Below are 24,623 nucleotides of genomic sequence, written 5' to 3' on the forward strand. Positions count from 1 at the left end.
ACACACTGTGCCCTTCCCACCAACATTTTCCAATGCATGAAAAGGGCAAGCGAGCTATCGAATCTTGATAACGACCTTGCCTTTGGCCCGTCCTTTTTCAACATAAGCCATGGCTTCGCCCGTTGCTTCGAATGGAAAGACTCTGTCCACAACCGGACGTATGGCTCCGGAATCGATAAGCGCAGTAATCTCGCGTAGCTGTGATCCGTGGGCTCTCATGAACAGAAAAGAATAGTCTATATGACGACGCATGGCTTTTCTTCTGACACCAGAACTCAGCAGGCGCATGATGAATTGCACAAACCACGGTGCGCCGATTTTTTTTGCAAAATCAACATCCGGCGGGCCAGAAATTGAAATCAGTTTTCCACCAGGTTTGAGTATTTGCAAAGACTTGTCGAGTGTCTTTCCATCCTGGCTATTTAAAACCACATCGTAGTCGCGCAGGATTTTTTCGAAATCATCCTTCTTGTAATCAATAACGATATCTGCGCCCAGGCTCTTCACCAGATCAATATTCGCGGTACTTGTGGTGGTGGCCACTGTTGCCCCGATATGCTTCGCCAACTGAATCGCAAATGTGCCGACACCACCAGAACCAGCCTGTATGAATACCTTTTGCCCTTTCTTCAAATTCGCCTGTTCTATCAACGCCTGCCACACTGTCAAACCCACCAGCGGGATAGACGCAGCTTCTTCCATACTGAGCGTTTTTGGTTTCAGTGCCAGTGAATCTTCTTTGATGGCAATCAATTCCGCGAAAGCACCAATTTGAAAGTCATCTGGACGCGAGTAAACCTCGTCCCCTGGCTTGAATTGCCGCACCTCAGACCCTACCTCAAGCACCACTCCAGCCACGTCGTGACCCAGAATCAGCGGCATCTGATATGGAAGGATAAGCTTGAATTCCCCATTCCTGATCTTTGAATCAAGCAAATTGACACCAGCAGCGTGGATCTGCACCAATACTTCATCTGCCCTTATCTCCGGAATGGGCATAGGACCAATCCGGCCATTCACTTTTTTTCCGTAGCTGTCAACAATAAAAGCTTTCATCATGATTCTGACTCCAATTTAATTTAAATAGGCTTACTGGCAAAATCTGATCACAAGATATTGCTGCCAGGGGCTGTGCATTTCAGGTCTGCGTTATCTGATGTTTTTGAACAAGAGGCAGGATTATTTCCAGGCTTCAAGCCGCAGGTCTTTGCGTATCCCGGCATCCATCAGGCCCGCAGGTGCATATGTGCGCAGCAGGCTCAGGCGACTGGCCAGGCTGCCAGCGGTGTAACGTAACCGGGGATGCGGCGCAGTTGCTGCCTTCAGCACGACCCCGGCCACGACTTCAGGCCCCTCAGCCGTCGCCATCACTTCTTTTATCCTCTTATTCACCACTGCACGCACTGCGCGATATTCGTCCAGCTTGGTGTCGGGCTCCAGCATGTTGGCGTCAAACGGGGTCTTGGTATATGCAGGCTCAACCACAATGGCACGGATGCCCCAGGTACGCAGTTCATGGTCCAGGGATTCTGAATAGCCTTCCACCGCATGCTTGGTTGCAGAATACAGGGCACCGTAAGGCATGGGTAAAAAACCGAGCACCGAGCCGATGTTGATAATGCGCCCCGCCCTCTGCTGTCGCATATAGGGCGCGACTGCACGTGTCACGCGCAAGAGTCCAAAAAAATTCGTGTCGAAAATAGCCTGAGCCTGTGCAATGGAAACTTCTTCTGCGCCAGCCGGGGCGATGCCTATCCCGGCGTTATTGACCAGCAGATCAATACGCCCACTCCGACGTATCACCTCACTGATGGCGGCGTCGACTGATTCATCACTGGTCACGTCCAGCGACAACATGTCGAATGAGCGTTCACCAGTTGTGGCCCCACGCCGGCTGGTGCCATACACTTTGTAACCCGCTTTCACGAGCCGGTTGGCGGTTGCCTCACCTATGCCCTGTGACGCGCCGGTCACCAGCGCTATTTTGTTATTCATCATGCTCTCCAATCTATATGGACTATGTATTAAGGGCTGCAATATTTCAATTTCACTTAAAAATATGATGCTCATCATATTTTTAAACAAACAAAAACCGGCAAACATCCACCGGCATCAATTATGAATTGGACACGATCTTTTCCCGCGCAGCGCTGAGAAAACTTTCTGACAGCCTGACATCATCAACGGCGCGCGCCAACAATAGCGTACCGACCATGGTGGCCACTGTCATTAGTGCCTGCTCATGCGCCCCAGGCTGCCCCCAATCGGGCAACTGCCGGGCGACGACATCAATCATTTCCTTGATGCGACGGGTAGCTGCACGCCGCACCTCTGGTGCCTGCCTGGGCATCTCTGAACCCAAAGCACAGACCGGACAGCCAGTCTCTATGCTGTCGAAATGCTGCTTCGATAAGTAAGCCTGTACCAGCGCCTGCAAAGCCTGCTCTGGCGGCACGGCAGCGGCAATCTGCGCCGACACGGCCACCGCTTCGGCACCGGCACGATCTGCGGCCTCGGCAAGTAATGCTTCGCGCGACGCAAAGTGGCTATAGAAACCGCCATGCGTCAATCCGGCCTCTTTCATGATGTCGGCGACGCCGGTGCCATCGTAACCACTGCGCCGTATTGCACGCGCAGCAACTTCAACGATACGCTCGTGCGTTACTTCCTTGCGGCTGATGCCTTTTGGCTTTGCTGATTTATTTCCCATGATGGTCATCATATACTATTTCAAAAAAATGTGCTGACCGGCCTTAAAATACCCGGAGCACACAGGCGTCTTGATACTGCTCACGCATTCCACACAGACTGCGTATGCCAGAAATGGAACTGGCAAACACGCCAGTGCAATAAAAAAGGGTCCCAACTCAACGTTGGAACCCTTTTCATACTACCGAAGAAGAATCTTAGAAGCTATAACCCACGCACAGACCATACACAACTGGCCGGAAGTTGATGGTGGTTTTACGTTCTATGCTGCCGGTTGTGGCTTTCATATCCGTCTTGACGTCTGCAGCCGCGATGGATGCATTGACGGACCAGCGATCACTGACTTTGTAGCTGATACCTACTTGTCCTGCAACGCCGAATGAATCTTTCAATTCAATCTTGGTCGGGCCACCGGTTGCGATATTACCGATCGCTGTGGATGTAGCGTCAAAGAATTGGGTGTAATTGAAACCCAAACCTACATACGGACGCCATGTATTGGTTGGTGCGCCAAAGTTGTAGTTGATGAAGAAAGTCGGTGCACGTTGTTTAACCTTGGCAATAGTGCCATAAGGTGCCAGCGTGCCACGGCCTTTGACATCATGCTCCGGTGGGATACCAGCGAGGAAATCAAAGTCAAAATTATCATTGAGCCTGCGCGTGTACCCCAGCAACACTGTCGTTGCATTACCAACTGTCAGGCCGGCTGGTTGTGGCGTCAGGAAAGCCGGACCATTGCTGGTGAAATCAGGAGACTCGGAATGCACCTGCACATTGATGATACCGGCACGTACCGTATTGTCATATGCCATGGCGGAGACAGAAGCCAGACCCAGTGCAACGGCGATAGCGATTTGTATTTTTTTCATGATGGCGTCTCCTCTTATTTAGCCAAAACTTGCTGGAAGAAGGCGCGTGCTGCAGCGTTGCAGAACGGTGGGACCAGCGTGCCATGGTAAGCAGCGGCGACCGCTGTGGTTGGGTCCTGCTTGGCTGCAATGGCTGCATTGATAGCTGCCGTTTTGCTTTGACCAAAACCGACCTTGGCAGCAGCGAACGGATCTGCTGCGCTGGTTGGAGCGGAATCCACGTCCAGCACTGTCAACGCTGCTGCTGGCAAACCTTTAGCCTGGAAGTAACCTGCCGTTGCCTGAGTGCTCGCAAAGAACACGGTAGGGTCACCATTACCGCCGCACAGGAACACTGGTACGGTAGGCACATAGTTACGCAAGTCATTCTTCACGCCAGCCTTACGGAAAGGATTGGCAGGCGTACAGTTCAAAGGATCTGCGGGATTGACGTTGCAAGGATTTTTCTGTGCATCAGCCAGATAGGTGTTGCGATAGCTGGTTTTCACCAGGTTACCGTCACCGAAGAAAGCAGCAAAGGCAGCAGATGAAGGACCTGGCAGAGAATCCTTGGCAAACATTGCATACGCTGGCAATTTTCCTGTCGTGAACAGATCATTGAAGGTCAGCGCGCCTGGCAACAAGGTTTCGATGCCGGTTGCGTATTTGTCTTCGTAGACTTCATTCGGGTTGGCATACAAACCACCATAGGATTTTTGCCAGCTGGTCGTGATCAGAGGAATGAACACCGTACCACCCGCATTCGGGCTACCGGCAAACGTTGCGTCACCCAACAGGGACATGGCGTAAGGACCAGACATACCGGCCAGGGCAGTTACCTTGAATTCAGACGCATACGTAGTCTGCATCGCACGCTGTGTCGCCATAGCCACGTGGCCACCTTGAGAATAGCCGCTGATGACCAGCTTGCCGGAATCCTGTGCACCGATAGAGCCGAATGCCTTGCGTGCAGCGCGCAGAGAATCCACCATATCATTGGCTTGCTGTTCAGCATTCAGGTAAGGATGGTAGCTCAGTGCCGAGGTATCGTAACCAGCATAGTTAGGCGCAACAACGATGAAGCCCTGGGCGGCATACATGGCTGCCAGCAGAGTGGCTTCCGAGTTGTCACGCAGGTTGGCCATGTTGAAGGATTTTTCTACTGTCGTGCCATGCGCATACAACAGCACAGGACGTGGGCCGGTACAGGCAGCATCCGTGCCGGAAGGTACCATGATGGCGCCAGTTGCATCAGTCGCTTCGTTTGCGCCGCCAACGGTGGTGTACTTCATGTAGTAGGTGCTGATTTCGCACTTGGGTGCGCCAGTGATCTGGGTCAGACCAGGTTTTGCTGCATCCAGCGAAGCCTTGAAGACGACTGGATCAAGTTTGGTCAATGCCGGGCCGCTCGCCTGAGGAATAGGCACCAGGACAGGGGGATTGGCAACCAGCGTACCACGCGCAGGTGTTGTATCGATTGTTGGACCAGCACTACCACCGCCACCGCAAGCCGAAAGAACGGCAGCCGAAAGCAGACCCAGCGCTATATGGATTTGACGCATTATTGTCTCCTGTTAAGTATTTTTTTTGGAAGTCAGTAGAACCACCGAAGTCCAAAATAAAATGGAACGAGCGTTCTAAAACTCAATGAGTAGTATGTCATTTACGCAATTTGCTGAATAGCGAAAATTTCATATCTAGAGTAAACACTCTTAAAATTCTGATTGAATTTGGTGCACGAACTGTCTACGCGTACCAAATACAACACAAGGCGTAATTTTAATGTCTGTTAAGAAAAAAACCAGAAATCATTTCACTCATTTCATCAAATGAGATGCCCCCGCAGGATCATCACGAAAATGGATCATGGTTGAATTTGTCTTTACAAACGCGAAAGAGTGCTGACTGTCGTACTTCGGTAAAAGTTCATTTGAGAAGGTATTTTATTTTGTGCATTGCAGCATTCAAAGTTTGAGGCTCCGTCCCGTTTTCGACAATGAACCTGAACATGCCAACCATCTGGTACAGGCGTTGATACAATGAAACATTGCGTGGAAAAATTTAACCGCGACTTCAGGATCACTATGAACTCAACCGTCATTTTTGACGTGACACAAGCGGGATACAAATCCTATCTGTTTCCAGCCGTTGGGCTAATCGCAGTCGCGACAGGACTTTATTATCTCTATCTTCATTTTTCCAATCATCCCCGCAAACTGCCTGTAGTTACCATACTGCTCGGAAAACCCCCATTATGGTTCTCTTGTGTCTTTTTCGGCTTTGCCTGTCTCTGGACAACTATCGCTTTTAAAAGCACTTATTCAGACTATAAAGAGTTACGTTCTGCTTTTGAATTGGGCCAGTGCAAGCTTGTTGATGGTGAGGTTGAGAATTTCCAAACGAACGTAAAAGAACGAGGTCAAGACGAAGAATCATTCGATGTCGGAGATGCGCATTTTTCATACTCCTCCAACATTATCAATGCAGGCTACAACACGACAACGTATCAAGGCGGGCAATTAAGAGAAGGCTTGCATGTCAGGATTCATCGTTGTGCTCTGGGTATTGCCCGGATAGAAATCGTCGAAGATGCCACGATGAAGAATTAACCAAGTGTGGATGGCAGTTATTATTTCAAAGCACGTCATACGCGTGTTTAGGCAAAGTTAGCACCCCCAATGTATATAGCAGTATTTACCTATCCGCTCAGTTTTTTTCATCAATTAAACATCACAAATATGCGAACACTTGATACCGATGAACGTGCCAGGGTTTGGAATAATTTCGACAAGAAATTCTCTTTTTGCCCTTCAGTTGAAGGTCCGTTTCCAGCGATAACTGAACCTACGGACTCAATTACATTTTTGCTGGCACATGACTACGATGACACATTGATCGATGAGCTTGGAACCGTTCTTTTTCAAGCTTTTATCGAATGTGGGTATGAGTCAAAAGAAATCTATTATCTTGATTGGCAGCACCAATGCTATGCCATCAATATGAATAAAAATAATCGCTCGCGGATATCTGGCTTTCCAGACGGTGACTATGCCATCTTGCTTTCGGAAGATATGCAAAATGGCACTTTCGGGCATCCCTGGGAATACAGTATTTGCGTTTTTGGCGAATCCTTCGTCCAGGCCATCATTAAGCGCAAGCCTGCTATTTTTCAGAAGGTCATCAGAAATGCTGGTGGCTACAACGTAGAATGAAATCTGGATTGAAGGATCCCGTCAATGCCATTATTTTATTGCTATGCAAAAGGACTTGGAACTGACCAGGCACAAAAATGACCTCCATTCGCTTCAACACAAACAAATTCGATGTCACGTTAGAACGCCCAAATCCGATCCATCCGATTCATGGCGAATCCTTACTTGTATGGTTGCGTGAGCAAACTTTACCAGATATCCAAGTCAGCGAACCCAACGTGGAAGATTGGGGATGGTATTCGTACGTTGACTGGAAAGGAAGAGTCTACTTACTAGGCAGTGCATGTACGTCAGAAGATGAGAAAGGAGAGCGTGAATGGGTACTACTGTTTGAAAAACAGCGCTCGCTAACAGAAAAATTATTGAGTCGCGAAAAAATGACAAAGGACGACCCATGTATGCATTTTTTCAAACAACTGCTTGAGCGCGAGCCTGAATTTTCAAACCTGACTGAAGATGACGATTAGCGTAGGCTCTATTCAAATAAAATGTTTTTACTATTACGCATTACTCCCTATCTTGACAGGGTAGCCTCTATATTTAGATCGTCAACACGTTCCAAGTAAATTTCTCATCACATAGCGGCCACTCACCAACATGCCACCAATTTCAGCACTGGCCCTTTCCTAGCCTCATCTCCTGCAAATTCAATTCCCCCGTTTAGCCAACCACTCATCCACAGAAAACTTACCCGCCCCAAAACTGACGAGTACCAGCAACAGGATGCCCCAGTAAAAATGGGCGTTGATAGCTGCCGGACATTCGAGCATGAACAAAGCAGGGTAAGAAATCACAGCCATGGCGTTGACGGCAAACAGGGCAAGTGCTGCGGGGCGGGTGAAGATGCCGACGACCAGCAGCACAGGCAAGATCAGCTCGCCCCCTGCCCCCATCCAGGCAGCCAGTTCAGGCGGGATGACGGGGACCATGTATTCTTCCTGGAACAAAGATAGCGTGGCAGACCAGTCAGAGACTTTGACCATGCCGGCTTTAAAGAATTGCCAGCCCACATAAATTCTGAGTGCCAGACATAAAACCGAACCGGCCCAGATATTCAGGTTCTGGTCAAAGCGACGACTTAAAGTATGAACGTATTGCAGGATGTACATTGAGATTCTCCAGTTTTAAACTCCTGCAACTTAGTCAGACCAGCAACCGTATCCTTACAGGCTATCGTCAGAAAATCTGACCCCGGTAAACACGCCTGCATGAAACCAGGCTTGCAAATTGCTGTTGATATCAAAATCACAGTCTGCAACGACCGCCGTTTCCAGTGCTTCGGATAAGCTTGCACCTGCCTGTAGGGCCTGCAAAGCCAGGTATGCTGGCTGCGGAATATCTGTCAGCTCTACTGACCACAGCGTGCGCGAGATCAGTCCGTGGCTGCTGTGCCGGATCTGTTCAGGAAAGCCTGCCTGTGTTCCCGGTTGATGGGCAAGCCAGATTGCAACTGTGGCCCAGTCTGATGTATGCAGACCAAAAGCCGGATGCAAATCGAAGCGTGCTTCCTGCAAATCCTGGCCGGTTTCACCAACCAGTTGCACCAGCGCCGGCAGACTCAAGATGTCTGCATCCGTCGCATAGTAAGCGCGATGGATGTGCCATTCCAGCGCAGCCACGTCGGGAAAATAAGGGTAATCGGCGGCATCTGGTGTCTGCCTCAGAAACGCTGGCAGGTGTGCGCCAAAATCATTCAGGTCACCAGATTCAGAAGGAAAACTGCGCCCGAAGCTGCGTGCCATTTGCGCAAAATAGTCTTCGCCAACCAGTGCATGCAATACCGGATAGGCGTTGCGCAAGGCGGCGGTCCAGATGGCTGTCAGATTGCCACGGTACAGAGCCAGACGATCATCCTGCGCTGGGTGGGCAGCAAACAGTTTGCTGGCATCCATAGCCGTTTCGGGCTGTAGCAAGGCAGTGGCAAATTGCTGCTGTATCTGCGCAAGTGATGATGTACTCATGACGCACTCATAACGTTACCAGTTCCATCGAATGACGGTAGCGATGCCGTATTTCGCCTGCCTTGGCCGCCTCGCCCAGCAATACCGGTAAGGCAGGGATTGCCGTGTCCCACTCTATTAATACGGGAATATCGGCGGGCAGCAACTGGCAGGCCTGTTCATACAAATCCCAGACCGGGCTGGCAACCTGGCTGCCATGATCATCAACCAGGCAGATATCGGTCTGCAAATGACCCGCCAGATGGATTTCACCAATCGCGCCTGGCGGCAATGTCGCCATGATGCGCAAGGCATCCCGTGCACTTTCACCATGATTGGATTGGTTCACATACAGGTTATTAATATCCAGCAATACACCGCAGCCGGTGCGACTGACTAGTGCGGCTAAAAATTCAGCCTCTGACATATCGTCGCGGGCAAAACGTACATAGGTCGATACGTTCTCTATCAGTATCTGGCGCTGCAACAGCATTTGTAGCTGGTCAACACGTTCACATACCAGATCAAGTGCACTTTGCATCAGTGGTAAAGGCAGGAGGTCGTTCAGGTGCTGCCCGGCAATAGCGCCCCAGCATAAATGTTCGGACACCAGTCCTGGCTCGGTGCGTTCGACCAGACGTTTTAGTTTATCCATATGGGCGGCGGAAAACCCATCGGCCGACCCCAGCCCCATGCCGACACCGTGCAGGCTGAGCGGGTAATCACGGCGCAGTGTCTGCAATACGTGCAGATCATAGCCGCCGTCACCAAAATAATTTTCTGAATGCACTTCCAGCCAGTCGATGTCTACAGGCGCATTCAGAAAATCACGATAATGCAGGCTACGTAAACCCACGCCCACCCCTTGCAGGGTGGGCGTGGAATTGGGTATGGCATGTGGACGGGCAATGTCAGTCAACATCATTTCAGCCCGCCAGAAAACCAGCCATCAAGCACACTCAGGATTTAGGTGCATCCAGTTTGCCGCCCATTTTTTCGCAGGTACCGGATGGTACTTTTTTCCATTCTGCTGGATCATTGTCCTTTTTGCCCTGACCAGCGCAAGAGTGAGAACCGGATTTGGTCGCGCAGTCATTTTGACCTGCTTTTGCAATACCAAAGCATTTTTCTGTTTTTACTGGCTCTGCAGCCATTGCTACGCTTGAGCCAAGCAAACCAGCCAGTGCTACTGCAACCATTGCCTTGTTATTCATTGTCTTCTCCTGAAAAAGTAAAACATCCCACAGCGGGAAAAATTAAGAACTACAGCCTGTAGTCGGAGCAGAAACGGCAAACTTACAAAAATCTCTGAAAAAATTTTCATAAAAACAGATCTGCATCACAATATACGGGAAACTGGTTTGTCTGGATTCAAGCCATAGTTCAAATATCGTACTATCTTATTACTTTTTTTCAAGAAAAAACTTTCTTTATGTTTAACATCATCCAGCAATTGGACGCCAGCATCACAGATTTGTCTGAGGAATGTATCAATATCCGCCAATTTTGCCAGCTATGGCGTACACAAACGGATTTACTGGCAGCCTTGCCACCCCAATTTGCAGAAGTGATGGAAAATTTGCTGAGCAGGATGGAAGCCAGCAGCCTGTTCACTGAAGAAAGCTGCTCTTTCAGCCAGGCGGATCTGACGGCACAACTGCGCATCTGGCTAAAGAAAGCAACAGCGAGACTCAACGCACCTGCATAAATAGTGTAAGCTGCGCCCCTTTTTACTACCTTTCGTAGGAATTATTATGCAAAAACTGAGTTTTAGCCTGGAAGGCGAATATGTAGAGTTGAACCAGTTGCTGAAGCTGGTCGGTCTGTGCGAAAGCGGTGGTGCCGGCAAGGCGATTGTCGCCAGTGGTGACGTCAGTGTTGACGGTGAGCAAGAACTGCGCAAGACTGCCAAGATCCGTGCAGGTCAATTGGTCAGCCTTGGCGATATTGAAATCCGGGTTCAGGCAGGTTGAGTCTGTCCCTGCGGATCCGTTTGTTGTTCAGGTAGCTACTCAGTCAGTTGATTGGCTTGTCCTGCCGCCATAAAGCGCGCCAGCATATTGTCCATGGTATCGACATGATGCTCAAACCATAATGGCAACTCTTCTGCCAGCCGGGCCGCCAGGTCTGCTTCACCGATTGCAACACGACGCCTGACTTCTTGCATGACTTCCAGCACAGCATCATGTTCCTGCCTGTGACAACCGATGGGTGGAAAGGCTGTTTCTTCCATCCAGCGATTTTCCTGCTCGAAATGGGAAATGGAATGCACGATGAGGGCATCCAGCCGGTTCAGGAAGGTATCCGGGTTATCTTCAGACAGGGCAGCACATAATTCCACGAATTCTTTGTGTGTCTCGTCCATAGGTTCATAACTGAGGCTGAGGCGGTCGGACCAGCCCCAAGAATTTTGCTCCATGCTTTTTCCTGAAATCAATGTTGACCCAGATTATCGCTGATCAGCGCCAGGCTTGCTTGCGGCATATCAGCACATCCATCCAATGCCCACAAAAAAACAAAGCGCGCCCATGGCGCGCCCCTTGATTCAACACATCAGGCAAAACAAACCTTACTACTCAAGCCTGACTACCTAAGCCTGATTACTCCAGCTTCATGCAGTCGTGTTGATGTTGCGACCCAGATTGGGTGGCAAGTTGGCAACAGACTTATTGTCAGGCACCGCCTCAATCAGCGCAGTTGCACTTTCGGCAGTAATGTCATTTGCTTTTTTCAATACGGCAATACTCACCGCCTGGCTCGTACCCACATCCGCCAGCGTTGTTGCCAAATTAGCTATACCAGTCACATCCATGACAATTCTCCTTATCTGTCTACCTACGATAACGACAGCTTCAGTGAGATTCTTTAGGGCTGCTTGCGTTTTTTTTCAATAAACTGTTCTGCATCGCAGCAAGCAACCAATCCAGCACCTGCTGAGGCTGGTTCAAATCCAGCCACGCCAGCCCTGCACGCAGATTGGCTGGTGTCGGAATATCAGACGCCACCGCCAGAATGCGGGCATCGTGTGGATAAATTGCCGGTTTGCCGAGCACTGGGCGGTGTACCTCCAATTTGGGGATGCCTTCCCATTTATACCCTTCCACCAGGGTCAGATCGGCTGGTGACATGCGCAGCAACAAATCACTGAGCGGCGGCTCAGCTTCTTCGCGCAGCTCGCGTGTGATGACATAACGGTATGGCGAAGCCAGCAATACTTCGGCGGCACCGGCCAGACGCAGCCTGGCACTGTCCTTGTGGGGTGGTTCAATGATGATGTCGTGATGGCTATGCTTGACGATATTGATCTGTTTGCCAGCCGCTGACAATTCCTTGACCAGGTATTCCAGCAGACTGGTTTTACCACTGCCCGACCAGCCTATGACACCAAGTATCTGTCCCTGCATATATGCTGCGCTCCATTTGTCTTTACATTAACGAAATTGGCGAAAAATTAGCTTTTCGGGCAAATTGGCTTTACACATGCCTCTCCACCCAAGATGTAAGATCGCATTACGTCTACACCATACATGCGCGAGCCCGCTCGTTTCTGTTAGTTAAAGCCAGCAATATACTGCATTGCACATTGATAAGCTCTCCGCTATCCGGCTTAGCCAAGGTGTGCCAACTTGCTTAGGCCACCCTTCTGGTGAGGGAGGATGCGTGGTGAATAGGGGACGCATTGATCTTGAAGGTACTCATGGTGCTGGAAAGTGTGCTGGCCTGATCATTCAGCGATTGAGTTGCTGCGGCAGCTTCTTCGACCAGGGCCACATTCTGTTGCGTTACCTCATCCATTTGAACGACTGCAATATTGACCTGATGAATACCCTCTGCCTGCTCCTGGCTTGCATTTGAAATTTCATTCACGATTTCAGACACCCGCTTGACGCTGGATACAAGCTCGCCAATCGTGCTGCCAGCCTGCTCGACCAGCCGAGCGCCTGCATCCACCCTGGATACCGTGCTGTCAATCAGGCTTTTAATTTCCTTGGCTGCTGACGCTGACCGCTGGGCCAGATTGCGTACCTCGGAAGCAACGACGGCAAAGCCCCTGCCCTGTTCACCGGCACGCGCAGCCTCAACCGCCGCATTCAAGGAGAGGATATTGGTCTGAAAAGCAATACCGTCGATCACACTGATGATCTCCACAATCTTGCCGGATGCCGCGTTGATGTCATTCATGGTGCTCATGACCTGCTCCATTACCTCACCACCACGGGCAGCAACCTGTACGGAACTTTCCACAAATTTTTTGGCATCTTTGGAATTGGCTGCATTATTTGCCACCACACTGGTCAGTTCTTCCATGGAGGCCGAAGTCTCTTCCAATGAACTCGCCTGACTTTCTGTCCTTGACGACAAATCCATATTGCCAGCTGCAATTTCTTGTGAACTCACATGAATTGACTCTGCGACGGTTCTTACCTGGCCTACAGTCCTGGATAAATCCCTGCGCATGCTCTCAATGGCAGCAATCAACTGACCAATTTCATTTGTGCTATCTACTTTGATGTCGGCAGTCAGATCCCCTTTGGCCACCTGATCAAGCAATTGAACTGCATGGTCCAGTGGCTTCAAGATGATTTTCTTTGTAGCAAGATGCGCGGCGACTGCAACAAGCAAAGCCGCAATAATTGCCAGCACATATACTTTTACAGTCGTTTGATATTCAAGCTCACGCGCTTCCATGATGGATTGAATCTGCTTGTCAGCATTCGATTGAAATTTTTCCAGCAGCGATGAAAACTCAGCCCCTTGCGAGGTTAATTTGTCTTTATTGATGGCGCTGTAATTATCGTAATCCTGCTTCTCCAGTGTTTTATATGCATCTTCGATTGATTTGATCAATCGTCCGCCCGCCTTCAACAAGTCCGATTTCAGGTTGGCATCTTCGTTCTGATAAGCAGGCAGATTTTCAAAATTCTTCAGCATCGTTTCAGCCTTCGATAAAGAATTTTTTGCACCTTTTATCGCAGCTTCTTTGTCCGTGCCCGCATCATTCTCTTTGGCCGAAGCATAAACCCTGGTCAATGCTGAACGGGCTCTGGTTGTGTCCTTGTAAGAGTCATTGATCATGATAATGCGCTGAGAAATTTCATGAACCAATGCCGTCGAAAAATTCGACTGTCTGACAACGTAAATGCCTATCACTCCTTGTGAAAGAATGATTGCTACAAGTACGAGCAGGATACTGTTCAAACTAAAATTGACGGAAAGGTTTTTCATGGGATTCATTTCTTAAAAATTCAACAGTTGCTTTTAAGATAGCAAATATTTCTACAAGGCAGAAGTTTTATACAAAATCTCACATTTTATGCAGGATAAAATTGTCCACCTCAAAATACTTTGCCATCAAAGTCATCAGATAAGCAAATAAAAACAAGCCAATCTACTTGTCTTTTTAAAAATTGCACTACTGACAATAGTAGTGCCACAACAATGCAAGCACGCCTAAAAATAACAAGTCAGAAATCGCATTTACGTTGAAAACAATGTTGTACGACATCATATAACAATGTATAGTTTTCCAGTTTTGTATTCAGGCTTGTGCATGACTTGCGACACAAAGTACATGCCAGGTCGTCAATTTTTTGCAATTGGAAACCCTATGACAGCATTGCAGTCACCATCGTCACCGTCAGACCAGACCAATACCGGCAACCGCACAAACATACGGTGGAGTATTTTGCTGATCTTGTTCATTGTCACCACGATCAATTATGCTGACCGGGCCTCTATTTCCATTGCCGGCCCGGAATTAAGCAAGACCCTTGGTCTGTCATCGGTGGAGATGGGCTTTATCTTCTCTGCATTTGCCTGGTCTTATGTCCTGGCGCAAATGCCAGGCGGCTGGCTGCTCGACCGGTTTGGCTCGAAAATAACCTATTTCTTCAGCATCTTTCTCTGGTCATTATTTACGCTGCTGATGGGAACGGTTGGTTTTCTTTCCGGAGCAGCAGCAATCACACTGCTGTTCGCTCTGCGCTTGCTGGTTGGGGCGGCTGAAGCACCTTCATTTCCGGGTAACAGCCGCATCACTTCTGCCTGGTTTCCGGTCAGTGAGCGTGGGCTGGCGGCTGCGATTTTCAATTCAGCGCAATATTTTGCCACCGTCATTTTTGCCCCCTTCATGGGATGGGTCGTGCATAACTGGGGTTGGCAAAGCGTGTTTTACGTCATGGGCGTATTGGGGATAGTGATGGCGGTCATCTGGCTGTTCACTATATATGACCCCAGGAATCATCCAGGAATCAACGCAGCTGAACTGGACTATATCGAAGCAGGTGGCGCCCTGGTTGATCTGGAGACCGTTCATCAGACACCAGAAGCAAACCGTATCGATACCTTTTCCATTATCAAGCAATTGCTGTCCAACCGCATGCTCTTAGGTGTATATATTGGTCAATACTGTATCAATACCCTCACCTATTTCTTTTTGACCTGGTTCCCGGTGTACCTTGTTAAAGAGAGACATATGACCATCCTCAAAGCTGGCTTTGTTGCCGCCATACCCGCCGTCGCCGGTTTCGCTGGTGGAATGCTGGGTGGCTTCATTTCTGATCGCATGATCAAATCTGGCATGTCGCTGTCTGTATCAAGAAAAACCCCTATTGTCATCGGTTTGCTCTTGTCGACTTGCATGATCTTGTGCAACTTCATTTCTACCGATGAACTGGTGATCGCAGTCATGTCCCTGGCATTCTTTGGTAAAGGGATAGGTGCACTTGGCTGGGCTGTCGTATCAGATACCTCCCCCAAAGAAGCAGGCGGTTTGAGTGGTGCCTTGTTCAATACTTTTGGTAATGTCGCCGGTATCACGACACCGATTGTGATTGGCTACATTGTTCAGGCCACAGGCACATTTGCCGGGGCACTGGTGTTCGTGGCAGCCAATGCGGCAGTCGCCATCTTTTGCTACCTGGTCATCGTTGGTGATATCAAGCGCGTTACATTTGACGATACTGCAAAAGGAAACGCAGCGTAATCTTTCAATGAGCAAGACCTGTCTTCATGCCGGGATTCAGCCAGATGCTGTTTCCCGGATGCCCTCCATAATCTGATCAGCTATTTATCCCGCGTTGCCAGCGACGCCCGCCTGGCTTGCCGTTTTCAGCCCCTGAAAGAGGTATAACTATATTACCTGTAGATATAACCAAAATGGTGCATCGTCATTGGGTCGTAATATTCTCATGACAGAATTGTTGCATTGCAATAAACAAAAGGTTATCCAGGATGATTTCTTTCCTCAGGCAATGCATCATTTGCTTTTGCTTAGTCTCCGGCATTTTTGGCGCGTCAGCTCAGGCTCAGGGCAATATGATCATTATTGGCCAGGCCATCGACTTGTCCGGGCCCAATGGCAGTATAGGCCGCGACTATGTTGCCGGCATCACTACTTATTTTGACAGTATCAATGTCTCTGGTGGCGTGGGTGGACGCCGTATCAAATATCTGGTGCGTGATGATCAGGGTGTGCCTGCACAGTCAGCCCAGGCCGTTACCGAACTGATAGAAAAAGACAAAGCAGAATACCTGTTGGGCGGTATCGGTGCCGCAGTCACAGATGCCGTGCTGGCTGCGCCCAAATTTGCACAAAGCGGACAAACCCTGTTTGCACCTTTGGTTGCCTCGGTAAAAAATTATAATTCGCGCGTATTGTTCTGGCGCCCCAGCCCAGAACAGGAGATGCAATACATTTTTTCCTATTTCGATAAACTGGGTATTAAAAGTGTAGGCATCGCGGTGCAGGAATCAGCACTGAATCAGGACATGTATCAATACGTGGTTGCCGAGCTGCGCAAACGCAATATGCTCATGAGCGGCATCGTCCACATCAGCGGTACGGCTGCAGATATGGCCAGGGAATCCGCCGTACTGGCAAAAACCAATCCTGGCATCGTGATTGCCATTTCCGACACCCTGGGTACTGGTATCTTTCTGAAAGAGTTCAGGAAGTATGCGCCACGTACTTTTGTCGCCGGTATGTCGCTGATCAATCTGGACCGTCTGGCAGAAGTAGCCGGACCTACCGCGCTGGAGTGGACGGTATTTTCACAGGTAGTGCCAAACCCTTTGAGCAAGAAGTCTCCGATACAGATGGACCATAGCAATATGATGAAAAAATTCAGGGATGAAGATTTGTCTTCCCTGACTTTTGAAGGCTTCATGGTTGCCAAGACGCTGGTCAAGGGTATACAAATGGCCAAACCGGGACGTGATGCCGTGCAGTCATTGGCCGTACAAAAGAGCATTATTGACCTGGGTGGCATTACCGTCACGACATCTGATGGTACACATCGCATGTCCAGTTTTGTGGATATGGCCTTGTTCCGCAAAGGTGGCGGCTTGCTGTTCTGAGCCTGATCTCAGTAGTCAAACTTGGCAGTCAAACTTGGCAGTCAAACTTGGCAGTCAAACTTGGCAGTCAAACTTGGCAGTCAAACTTGGCAGCCAAACTTGGCAGCCAAAAGAAAAACCTCGCTTGCGTTTTGCAAGCGAGGTTTTTTCTTTCAGGACAGGCTGTGCTCAACCGCTATTGCGCAAACCGGCAGCAATACCATTGATGGACAAATGGATGCCACGTCGAACACGCTCATCTTCATCCCCGTTGCGATAACGTTCCAGCAACTCCACCTGCACATGGTTCAAGGGTGACAGATAAGGGAAACGGTTACGTATCGAACGTGCCAGCAAGGGGTTGGCTGCCAGTAATTCATCCTGGCCAGAGATTGCCTTCAATATGTCAATCGTCGCTTCATGTTCGGCCTGTATGCGCGGGAAGATGCGGTTACGCAAAGAGTCATCTTTCACCAATTGTGCATAACGGCTGGCGATACCGATATCGCTCTTGGCCAGCACCATTTCCATGTTCGATAACACAGTAGAAAAGAAAGACCACTCCCTGAACATGGCCTGCAAGGTCTGCATGCCGGTATCCGGATGGGCGCTCAGATAGCTTTGTACGGCACTGCCAAAACCAAACCAGCCCGGCAACATCAAACGGCATTGTGACCAGCTGAATACCCAGGGTATGGCGCGCAAGTCTTCTATCGCTGTCGATTTCTTGCGTGATGCGGGGCGGCTGCCTATGTTCAGGCCAGCGATTTCGGAAATGACTGTCGATTCCCAGAAATACTGTTCGAAGCCTTCAGTTTCATACACCAGGTTGCGGTATGCCTTGAAGGCATGATCAGACAATTCTTCCATTGTCGATAAAAATTCTGGTTTTGGTGCTGTTTCGGTATACGCCAGCAAACTGGCTTCCATGGTGGCGGCTGCCAGCACTTCCAGATTGCGCCGCCCTACTTCCGGATTACCATATTTGGCGGTGATCACTTCCCCCTGCTCTGTCAAACGAATTTGCCCCTGCACGGCACCGGCAGGCTGCGCCAGGATAGCCTGGTAGCTGGGGCCACCGCCACGGCCAACTGAACCGCCACGCCCATGAAACAGGCGCAGCCTTACCTGATGCTTGGCGAATACCTCAACCAGATCCAGTTCGGCCTTATACAATTCCCAGCCAGAAGTCAAAAAGCCGCCATCCTTGTTACTGTCAGAATAACCGAGCATGACTTCTTGCGCATTGTTGCGGCTGGCCAGCAAGCGTGCATAGGCAGGGATACCAAACAGCCTGTCCATGACTGGTGCACTATTTTGCAAATCACCAATGGTTTCGAACAGCGGGATGATGTTGACATCGACACGTCCTTCTGCCGGATGTAGCAGGCCAGACTCTTTCAAGAGCAGAGCCAGTTCCAGCATGTCGGACACACCATCGGTTTTGGAGATGATGCAATTAGGTACCGCGCCTTTGCCATAACGTTGTTGCGCAGTGCAGGCGGCGCGATAAATTGCCAGTTCGGACTGGGTTTCTTCAGAATAGCTCAGGTAAGGCGATGCCAGCGGCCGGGCCGAACTGATTTCTTTAATCAAAACCTCAATACGCTGCTCTTCATTCAAATCCAGGTATTTCAATTCAGGATTGGCAGCCTGCAATAATTCGTGCACCACGCGCTCATGCACATCAGAATTCTGCCGCAAATCCAGTGGTGCCAGATAAAAACCAAATACTTTGACAGCACGTCGCAGGTGACGCAGACGCCCACGGGTAATCGCTGCAGAACCATTCGCATGCAGGGAATGATGGACGATATCCAGATCCGCCACCAGTTCTTCGGCCGTGGCATAAGGCTCGGCAATGCCGCTGGGGTGAATCACCGGTTCAAGATCAAGCAATTGCTTGTAGGTGGCAGACAGTCGCGCATACACGCCGCTGATGGCCAGGCGATAAGGCTCATCTGCACGATGCGGTGAATGATCGGGCGAACGCTGTGCCAGTGCCAGCAGATCGTCAGATACCTTGACCAGCAGGTTGGCCATCGATAATTGCGAACCCAGGGTATGCAATTCGTCGAGATAAAATTTAAAGGCACGGGTCGCCTGCATGGCCAGGGTTTTTTCCAGCACGGTGGCAGTAACAAAAGGATTGCCGTCGCGGTCACCACCTATCCAGCTACCCATTTTCATGAAACTGGGCAATTCTGTTTGCGTCAATGCCGCATCTTTGCTGGCCAATAAATCTTCCAGCCCTGCATACAGTTGTGGCAATTCGCGCAGGAAGGTGTAGTCATAAAAACTCAGACCATTTTCCACTTCATCCAGCACCGACAGTTTGGAAGTACGCAACATGCGTGTCTGCCACAGCGTCAGGACGGCACGTCCAAGAGCTTCTTCATTGGCGGCTGATTCTTCGGGGGTCAGTTGCATGCGGTCACGTTCATCCAGCAAACGTGTAATCACCATCTGGCAATTCAAGATACTCTTGCGTTGCACCTCGGTAGGATGGGCTGTCAATACCGGAAACACTTGCGCTGTCTGGAAAAAATCCAGCAATTGTTCGCTACTGTGCCCGGTGTTGTACAGAGCTTCTATGGTATGCGCCAGGCTACCCTGACGCGGCGCAGAACCGGCGATCAAATGGGCACGCGTGCGACGTATGTGATGCTGATCTTCTGCCAGATTCACCAGATGCGAAAAATAACTGAAGGCACGTATAACTTGCGTGGTCTGGTCATTGGTCAGGGTATCCAGTGTGGTTTCCAGCTCGGCACGCGCGGCTTCATCTGCATCGCGGCGAAAGCGTATGGAATTCTGGCGCACCTGTTCGATCAGGTCGAACACTTCATCACCATGCTGGTTTCTTACCGTATCACCTAAGATACGCCCCAGCCTGCGTATGTCCTCACGCAGGCTCTGGTCTTTGTCGTCGCTGATGTCGTTCATTTTTAATTGTGGATGTAGGTGGGCGTTCATGCTGACAAATTCTACGGTAAGGATAAAATCGGAATGATGAAAATTCTTGCGTGTCTGACTGAGGCAATATATCTGGCAACAAATCGGGCAACGTTTCGGGCAATAATATCAAGCGATAATTTTATCTGTATCAAGACGCAGCTCTATAGAGTAAGCACCTGTCTTGACAGCATGCTTACACCACAATCTGCGACTTGATATATCAAACAGGCTGCGGCTTGCTTACAACAAATGCCTGACTTATCTACCCGCATGCGAGGGCGTGCTGCCGTGTGTTACCGCGTGTTACCACGTATTACCTACGCAGCCTTCTTCAACTTGTGACTGCGTCCCACCGCCTGCAACAGGCCCTTGGTGGAACTATCGTAATCTTCCTTGACGGCACTGGGGTCGAGACTGATCAGTTGCTGGGCCAGGGATTTACCCAGTTCCACACCCCATTGATCAAAGGCATTAATATCCCAGATCACGGATTGCACAAAGACCTTGTGTTCATACAAGGCAATCAATGCGCCCAGGGAACGTGGCGTCAGGGAATCCAGCAAGACGGTCGAAGTTGGGCGATTGCCCTCGAACACACGGGGTGCCAGTACTTTATCTGGCAAATCGCCCAGTTCTGCACGCACTTCTTCGATGCTCTTGCCCCAGGCCATAGCTTTGGATTGCGCAAAACAATTCGCCAGCAGCGCCTGATTGTGGCCAGGCAAACCGGCATCGTCATCCGCCACCACGATAAAATCGGTTGGGATGATGGTTGCACCCTGATGCAGTAACTGGAAGTAAGCATGCTGGCCATTGGTGCCTGCTTCACCAAACAGGATGGGTGAGGTGGTGTAATCAACGCGCTGGCCTTCACGTGTGACGGACTTGCCGTTGCTTTCCATTTCGAGCTGTTGCAAATAAGCTGGCAGGCGTGTCATGCGCTGATGATACGGAGCAATCGACAAGGCTTGCAGGCCAAGGAAATTGATATTCCATACACCTATCAAGGCCATCAAGACTGGCAGATTTTGTTCCAGTGGCGCCTGGGCGAAATGCAAATCCATTTCATGTGCACCGGCTAGCATTTCTTCAAAACGGTCTGCGCCCACGTAGAGTGCAATCGACAGACCGATTGCACTCCACATCGAATAACGGCCACCCGCCCAGTTCCAGAACGGGAACACATTTTCAGGTGCGATACCAAAATCAGCTGCCGCCTTGACATTGGTGCTGAGTGCCACGAAATGCTGGCGTATCTGGTCAACCGGGCAACCGTGCGACAACATCCATTCACGCGCGGTACGGGCATTGGTCAGCGTTTCCATGGTGGTGAAGGTTTTTGATGCCACCACAAACAAGGTGGTTTCGGGATCGGCATTCGCCAGCGCATCGGCCACATGGCGGCCATCGACGTTGGAAACAAAATGCAGTGACAGGTTTTTTTGTGACCAGGGTGCCAGGGCGATGCAGGCCATTTGCGGGCCCAAATCAGAACCGCCGATACCAATATTGACAATGGTACGTATGGCCTTGCCGGTATAGCCCAGCCAGCGCCCTTCCCTGACTGCATCACTGAAGCTGCGCATTTGCGCCAGCACCTGATGCACATCCGCCGCGATATTGTCGCCATTCAAATCAAAGGTTTCACCTTTCGGCAGGCGCAAGACCGTGTGCAGGACAGCGCGATTCTCTGTCTGGTTGATGGCTTCGCCACGCAACATGGCGTCACGACGCGACTCCACATCCTGCTGTCTGGCCAAAGCCAGCAAATTAAGCTTGGCTGTTGTGTCTATGCGCTGCTTGGAATAGTCCAGCATGATGCCGCAGGCAGACGCAGAAAAATGCGTAAAGCGCTGTGGATCAGCGCGAAACAATTCTTTCAGGCTGGGCATATTGGTGGCACGTTGCTGCAACAAACACCAGAGCGGAGTACGGGAAACGGAAGTAGCCATAATCTTGCTTATTTTGCGAAAAGTGATTTACGAAAACTGCTAACACTGCTAACACATATGAACCAGTACCAATGCAGGACTATCACATGCCGGCATCGGTGACAATATTTACTTCTTGCCAGCCGCAGTTGCTGCTGCGGCCAACACACCTATCGCTGCCCAGTCACCGGCATTGATCAGCGCAGCCGGACACATCCATGATCCGCCCACGCACAGGATATTCGATTGCTGCAACAAGGCCGGTGTCGCTTCCACAGTAACGCCGCCGGTCAGGCAAAACTTCACATCGGGGAAAGGGCCGCCCAGGGCTTTGGCCATCTTGGTACTGCCAACGATGTCCGAAGGAAAAAGTTTGACAACATTAAAACCATGCTCCAGCGCCAGCATCAAATCACTGGCACCACCGACGCCAGGAAAATACGGCAGGCCGGAATCAGCAGCAGCCCTGGCCAGTAATGGTGTGATGCCAGGGCTGATACCAAAGGCAGCTCCCGTAGCCTTGACCGCTTCCAGTTGTGCCTGCGTCAGTATCGTGCCGGCACCTACCGTTACGGTTGGGCAAGCCTTGACAACTTCACGCAGTACCGTCATGGCATTCGGCGTACGCAGCGTGATTTCCACGGCTGGCAAGCCGTTTTCTGCCAGGGTTGTGACACAGCGTATCGCCTGATCCACATCATCGGTGACCAGGATAGGCAGTACGCGGATTTGTTCAAGCTGGGCGATGATGTTGCGTTTGCTCATACTGATATTCAGGCTCATGATCTTGTCTCGCTTTCAGAAATAGTGATGGAAGTTTCCGGCATTAGTCGATGAACAGTGTGGACGCGCCATGTTCTGGCGCAGTCACGACTCGACGTTGTGCGGCAAACAGGTCACGGCCATAACCGAAGGTCGGTTCCTTGCTGAGTTCACGCACGGCACGTTGTGCCCAAATATCGGCATCCACCAGTGCACGTAATTCGCCGGTATGGACATTCAATTCAATCAGGTCACCATCACGCACCTTGCCCAAGGGCCCACCTTGCGCCACTTCAGGGCTGACATGCAAGGCCGCCGGTACTTTGCCGGATGCGCCTGACATGCGACCATCCGTCACCAGTGCCACCTTGTAGCCAGCCGACATCAGGCTGCCCAGTACAGGCGTAAACTGATGCAACTCAGGCATGCCATTCGCCTGCGGGCCCTGGAAGATCACGACAGCAACAAAATCCATATTCAGTTCGCCGGCCTTGTATGCCTTGACCAAGGCATCCTGTGATTCAAACACCTTGGCAGGTGCCTTGATGATCCATGCATCTTCAGGTACGGCAGACGCCTTGACGATGGCACGACCCAGATTGCCATGCAATAAGCGCAGACCACCGGTAGGTGCGAATGGATCCGTCACATTCCGTACCACGGTGGTATCTGTCGATTCCGCAGGCAGTGCTTCCCATCTGACCTTGCCTTCATCCGTCAATACCGGACGGCTGGTATGTGAGTTCAAACCGTCATTGCCATAGACAGTCATGACATCAGCATGCATGAGACCGGCCGACAGCAATTCGCGTATCACGAACACCGGGCCACCGGCATCTTCAAAGGCATTCACGTCGGCAGTACCATTGGGATAAACACGCGTCAGCAAAGGAACGACGGATGACAGCTCATCAAAATCCTGCCAGTCGATGATGATGCCGGCGGCGCGGGCCACTGCGATCCAGTGAATGGTGTGATTGGTGGAACCACCCGTCGCCAGCAAGGCGATGACCGCATTGACGATGGTTTTTTCATTGACCAGTTGGCCAATAGGTTTGTAGTTGCCGCTTTGTTCGGTCAATTGCAGGACGCGTTCTACGGCTGCATCGGTCAGGACGCTACGCAAAGGGTCGGATGGATGGACAAAGGCTGCGCCCGGCAAATGCAGGCCCATGGCTTCCAGCAACATTTGATTGCTGTTGGCCGTGCCATAGAAGGTACAGGTACCGGCGCTGTGATACGCCGCGCTTTCTGCTGCGAGCAATTCTTCTTTTGTCGCCTTGCCCTGCGCATAGCGTTCACGCACTGCGGCTTTTTCTTTATTCGACAAGCCAGAACCCATGGGGCCTGCCGGTATAAAAATGGTTGGCAGATGGCCAAAGGCCAAGGCACCGATCAGCAGGCCAGGCACGATCTTGTCGCAGATACCCAAACAAAGAGTCGCATCAAACGCATCATGCGACAAGGCCACCGCCGTTGCCTGGGCGATCACATCGCGCGAAAACAAAGACAATTCCATGCCTGGACGCCCTTGCGTCACGCCATCGCACATCGCAGGTACGGCACCGGCCACCTGGGCTGTACCACCAAAGCGCAAGGCTGTCTGGCGTATCTGCGCCGGATAGTTTTCGTACGGCTGATGTGCCGACAGCATGTCGTTATAGGCAGTGACGATGCCGATGTTCGGCTTTTGCGCCTGGTTCAGCCAGATCTTGGTGCCACTATCCATAGCTGCATTGGCGTGTGCCTGATTGGCGCACGACAGGCTGGCACGACGTGGGCCGCGGCCACGCATGTGCTCCAACTGGGAAAGATAGGTACTGCGCAAGGTTTTGCTGCGCTCAGTAATACGCTGGGTAACCTTGTCGATAACAGGGTGCAGCGTCGTGGATGGGGATGTCGTCATATAAACACCTGAGGCCCTTA

24 protein-coding genes are annotated in these 24,623 nt (G+C 50.6%); 7 read left to right on the forward strand and 17 right to left on the reverse strand.

Annotated features, from left to right (window positions below):
* Positions 1 to 54 precede the first annotated feature (54 nt).
* From ACO0LK_RS21500 to ACO0LK_RS21520, 5 genes are all read right to left on the reverse strand, one after another.
* Positions 55 to 1,056: an NADP-dependent oxidoreductase gene (locus ACO0LK_RS21500; protein ID WP_422978824.1), complete on the reverse strand. Its 1,002-nt coding sequence runs from the start codon at positions 1,054 to 1,056 to the stop codon at positions 55 to 57.
* Positions 1,057 to 1,179: 123 nt separating this feature from the next.
* A complete protein-coding gene (locus ACO0LK_RS21505) occupies positions 1,180 to 1,995 on the reverse strand; it encodes an oxidoreductase (protein WP_422978682.1) in 816 nt (271 codons plus the stop codon).
* A 121-nt stretch (positions 1,996 to 2,116) separates the two neighbouring features.
* Complete coding sequence (locus ACO0LK_RS21510; RefSeq protein ID WP_422978684.1) at positions 2,117 to 2,722, reverse strand: TetR/AcrR family transcriptional regulator; 606 nt, start codon at positions 2,720 to 2,722, stop codon at positions 2,117 to 2,119.
* Positions 2,723 to 2,906: 184 nt separating this feature from the next.
* A complete protein-coding gene (locus ACO0LK_RS21515; protein WP_422978686.1) occupies positions 2,907 to 3,578 on the reverse strand; it encodes an OmpW/AlkL family protein in 672 nt (223 codons plus the stop codon).
* Between the two features lie 14 nt (positions 3,579 to 3,592).
* Positions 3,593 to 5,119, reverse strand: a complete 1,527-nt coding sequence (locus ACO0LK_RS21520; protein WP_422978688.1) for an alpha/beta hydrolase — start codon at positions 5,117 to 5,119, stop codon at positions 3,593 to 3,595.
* Between the two features lie 522 nt (positions 5,120 to 5,641).
* Here ACO0LK_RS21520 and ACO0LK_RS21525 point away from each other — a divergent pair.
* From ACO0LK_RS21525 to ACO0LK_RS21535, 3 genes are all read left to right on the forward strand, one after another.
* Positions 5,642 to 6,166: a hypothetical protein gene (locus ACO0LK_RS21525; RefSeq protein WP_422978690.1), complete on the forward strand. Its 525-nt coding sequence runs from the start codon at positions 5,642 to 5,644 to the stop codon at positions 6,164 to 6,166.
* Positions 6,167 to 6,235: 69 nt separating this feature from the next.
* A complete protein-coding gene (locus tag ACO0LK_RS21530) occupies positions 6,236 to 6,769 on the forward strand; it encodes a DUF2716 domain-containing protein (protein ID WP_422978692.1) in 534 nt (177 codons plus the stop codon).
* 77 nt (positions 6,770 to 6,846) lie between these two features.
* Complete coding sequence (locus ACO0LK_RS21535; RefSeq protein WP_422978694.1) at positions 6,847 to 7,236, forward strand: hypothetical protein; 390 nt, start codon at positions 6,847 to 6,849, stop codon at positions 7,234 to 7,236.
* 180 nt (positions 7,237 to 7,416) lie between these two features.
* Here ACO0LK_RS21535 and ACO0LK_RS21540 read toward each other — a convergent pair whose 3' ends face one another.
* The 4 genes from ACO0LK_RS21540 to ACO0LK_RS21555 are packed head-to-tail and all read right to left on the reverse strand — an operon-like array spanning position 7,417 to position 9,923.
* Positions 7,417 to 7,878: a DoxX family protein gene (locus ACO0LK_RS21540; RefSeq protein ID WP_422978696.1), complete on the reverse strand. Its 462-nt coding sequence runs from the start codon at positions 7,876 to 7,878 to the stop codon at positions 7,417 to 7,419.
* Between the two features lie 54 nt (positions 7,879 to 7,932).
* Positions 7,933 to 8,730 carry a putative DNA-binding domain-containing protein gene (locus tag ACO0LK_RS21545; protein ID WP_422978698.1) on the reverse strand — a complete coding sequence of 266 codons (798 nt, stop codon included), beginning with the start codon at positions 8,728 to 8,730 and terminating at the stop codon, positions 7,933 to 7,935.
* Between the two features lie 7 nt (positions 8,731 to 8,737).
* Positions 8,738 to 9,634, reverse strand: coding sequence for a DUF692 domain-containing protein (locus ACO0LK_RS21550; protein ID WP_422978700.1), 897 nt, complete (start codon positions 9,632 to 9,634; stop codon positions 8,738 to 8,740).
* A gap of 34 nt (positions 9,635 to 9,668) precedes the next feature.
* A complete protein-coding gene (locus ACO0LK_RS21555) occupies positions 9,669 to 9,923 on the reverse strand; it encodes a DUF2282 domain-containing protein (protein ID WP_186948659.1) in 255 nt (84 codons plus the stop codon).
* Between the two features lie 218 nt (positions 9,924 to 10,141).
* On the opposite strand from ACO0LK_RS21555, the gene ACO0LK_RS21560 reads away from it, so the two are divergent.
* Together ACO0LK_RS21560 and ACO0LK_RS21565 are read left to right on the forward strand one after the other, a co-directional pair.
* A complete protein-coding gene (locus ACO0LK_RS21560; protein WP_422978702.1) occupies positions 10,142 to 10,417 on the forward strand; it encodes a hypothetical protein in 276 nt (91 codons plus the stop codon).
* A gap of 46 nt (positions 10,418 to 10,463) precedes the next feature.
* Positions 10,464 to 10,682, forward strand: a complete 219-nt coding sequence (locus ACO0LK_RS21565) for an RNA-binding S4 domain-containing protein (RefSeq protein ID WP_186948657.1) — start codon at positions 10,464 to 10,466, stop codon at positions 10,680 to 10,682.
* A 35-nt stretch (positions 10,683 to 10,717) separates the two neighbouring features.
* Here the strand turns inward: ACO0LK_RS21565 and ACO0LK_RS21570 are convergent, their stop codons facing one another.
* The 4 genes from ACO0LK_RS21570 to ACO0LK_RS21585 all read right to left on the reverse strand — a co-directional run bounded on the left by ACO0LK_RS21570 (position 10,718) and on the right by ACO0LK_RS21585 (position 13,944).
* The gene (locus ACO0LK_RS21570) at positions 10,718 to 11,128 is read right to left on the reverse strand and encodes a hemerythrin domain-containing protein (RefSeq protein ID WP_422978704.1); all 411 of its coding nucleotides are present in this window, start codon (positions 11,126 to 11,128) and stop codon (positions 10,718 to 10,720) included.
* 192 nt (positions 11,129 to 11,320) lie between these two features.
* Complete coding sequence (locus ACO0LK_RS21575; protein WP_186948655.1) at positions 11,321 to 11,521, reverse strand: YjfB family protein; 201 nt, start codon at positions 11,519 to 11,521, stop codon at positions 11,321 to 11,323.
* A 40-nt stretch (positions 11,522 to 11,561) separates the two neighbouring features.
* Positions 11,562 to 12,113 (reverse strand): molybdopterin-guanine dinucleotide biosynthesis protein B, encoded by a 552-nt coding sequence (gene mobB / locus ACO0LK_RS21580; RefSeq protein WP_422978706.1) that lies wholly within the window; start codon positions 12,111 to 12,113, stop codon positions 11,562 to 11,564.
* A 226-nt stretch (positions 12,114 to 12,339) separates the two neighbouring features.
* A complete protein-coding gene (locus tag ACO0LK_RS21585; RefSeq protein WP_422978708.1) occupies positions 12,340 to 13,944 on the reverse strand; it encodes a methyl-accepting chemotaxis protein in 1,605 nt (534 codons plus the stop codon).
* A 373-nt stretch (positions 13,945 to 14,317) separates the two neighbouring features.
* Between ACO0LK_RS21585 and ACO0LK_RS21590 the strand changes: the two genes are divergently transcribed.
* Together ACO0LK_RS21590 and ACO0LK_RS21595 are read left to right on the forward strand one after the other, a co-directional pair.
* A complete protein-coding gene (locus tag ACO0LK_RS21590) occupies positions 14,318 to 15,694 on the forward strand; it encodes an MFS transporter (protein WP_422978710.1) in 1,377 nt (458 codons plus the stop codon).
* Between the two features lie 332 nt (positions 15,695 to 16,026).
* Positions 16,027 to 17,067: an ABC transporter substrate-binding protein gene (locus ACO0LK_RS21595; protein ID WP_422978712.1), complete on the forward strand. Its 1,041-nt coding sequence runs from the start codon at positions 16,027 to 16,029 to the stop codon at positions 17,065 to 17,067.
* A gap of 168 nt (positions 17,068 to 17,235) precedes the next feature.
* Here ACO0LK_RS21595 and ppc read toward each other — a convergent pair whose 3' ends face one another.
* From ppc to edd, 4 genes are all read right to left on the reverse strand, one after another.
* Positions 17,236 to 19,992, reverse strand: coding sequence for a phosphoenolpyruvate carboxylase (ppc, locus tag ACO0LK_RS21600; RefSeq protein WP_422978714.1), 2,757 nt, complete (start codon positions 19,990 to 19,992; stop codon positions 17,236 to 17,238).
* 329 nt (positions 19,993 to 20,321) lie between these two features.
* The gene (gene pgi, locus ACO0LK_RS21605; RefSeq protein WP_422978716.1) at positions 20,322 to 21,956 is read right to left on the reverse strand and encodes a glucose-6-phosphate isomerase; all 1,635 of its coding nucleotides are present in this window, start codon (positions 21,954 to 21,956) and stop codon (positions 20,322 to 20,324) included.
* A 108-nt stretch (positions 21,957 to 22,064) separates the two neighbouring features.
* Positions 22,065 to 22,718 carry a bifunctional 4-hydroxy-2-oxoglutarate aldolase/2-dehydro-3-deoxy-phosphogluconate aldolase gene (gene eda / locus ACO0LK_RS21610; RefSeq protein ID WP_422978718.1) on the reverse strand — a complete coding sequence of 218 codons (654 nt, stop codon included), beginning with the start codon at positions 22,716 to 22,718 and terminating at the stop codon, positions 22,065 to 22,067.
* A 43-nt stretch (positions 22,719 to 22,761) separates the two neighbouring features.
* Positions 22,762 to 24,603: a phosphogluconate dehydratase gene (edd, locus tag ACO0LK_RS21615; protein ID WP_422978720.1), complete on the reverse strand. Its 1,842-nt coding sequence runs from the start codon at positions 24,601 to 24,603 to the stop codon at positions 22,762 to 22,764.
* Positions 24,604 to 24,623 lie beyond the last annotated feature (20 nt).

The organism is Undibacterium sp. Ji49W (genome assembly GCF_049340205.1).
Lineage (GTDB): Bacteria > Pseudomonadota > Gammaproteobacteria > Burkholderiales > Burkholderiaceae_D > Undibacterium.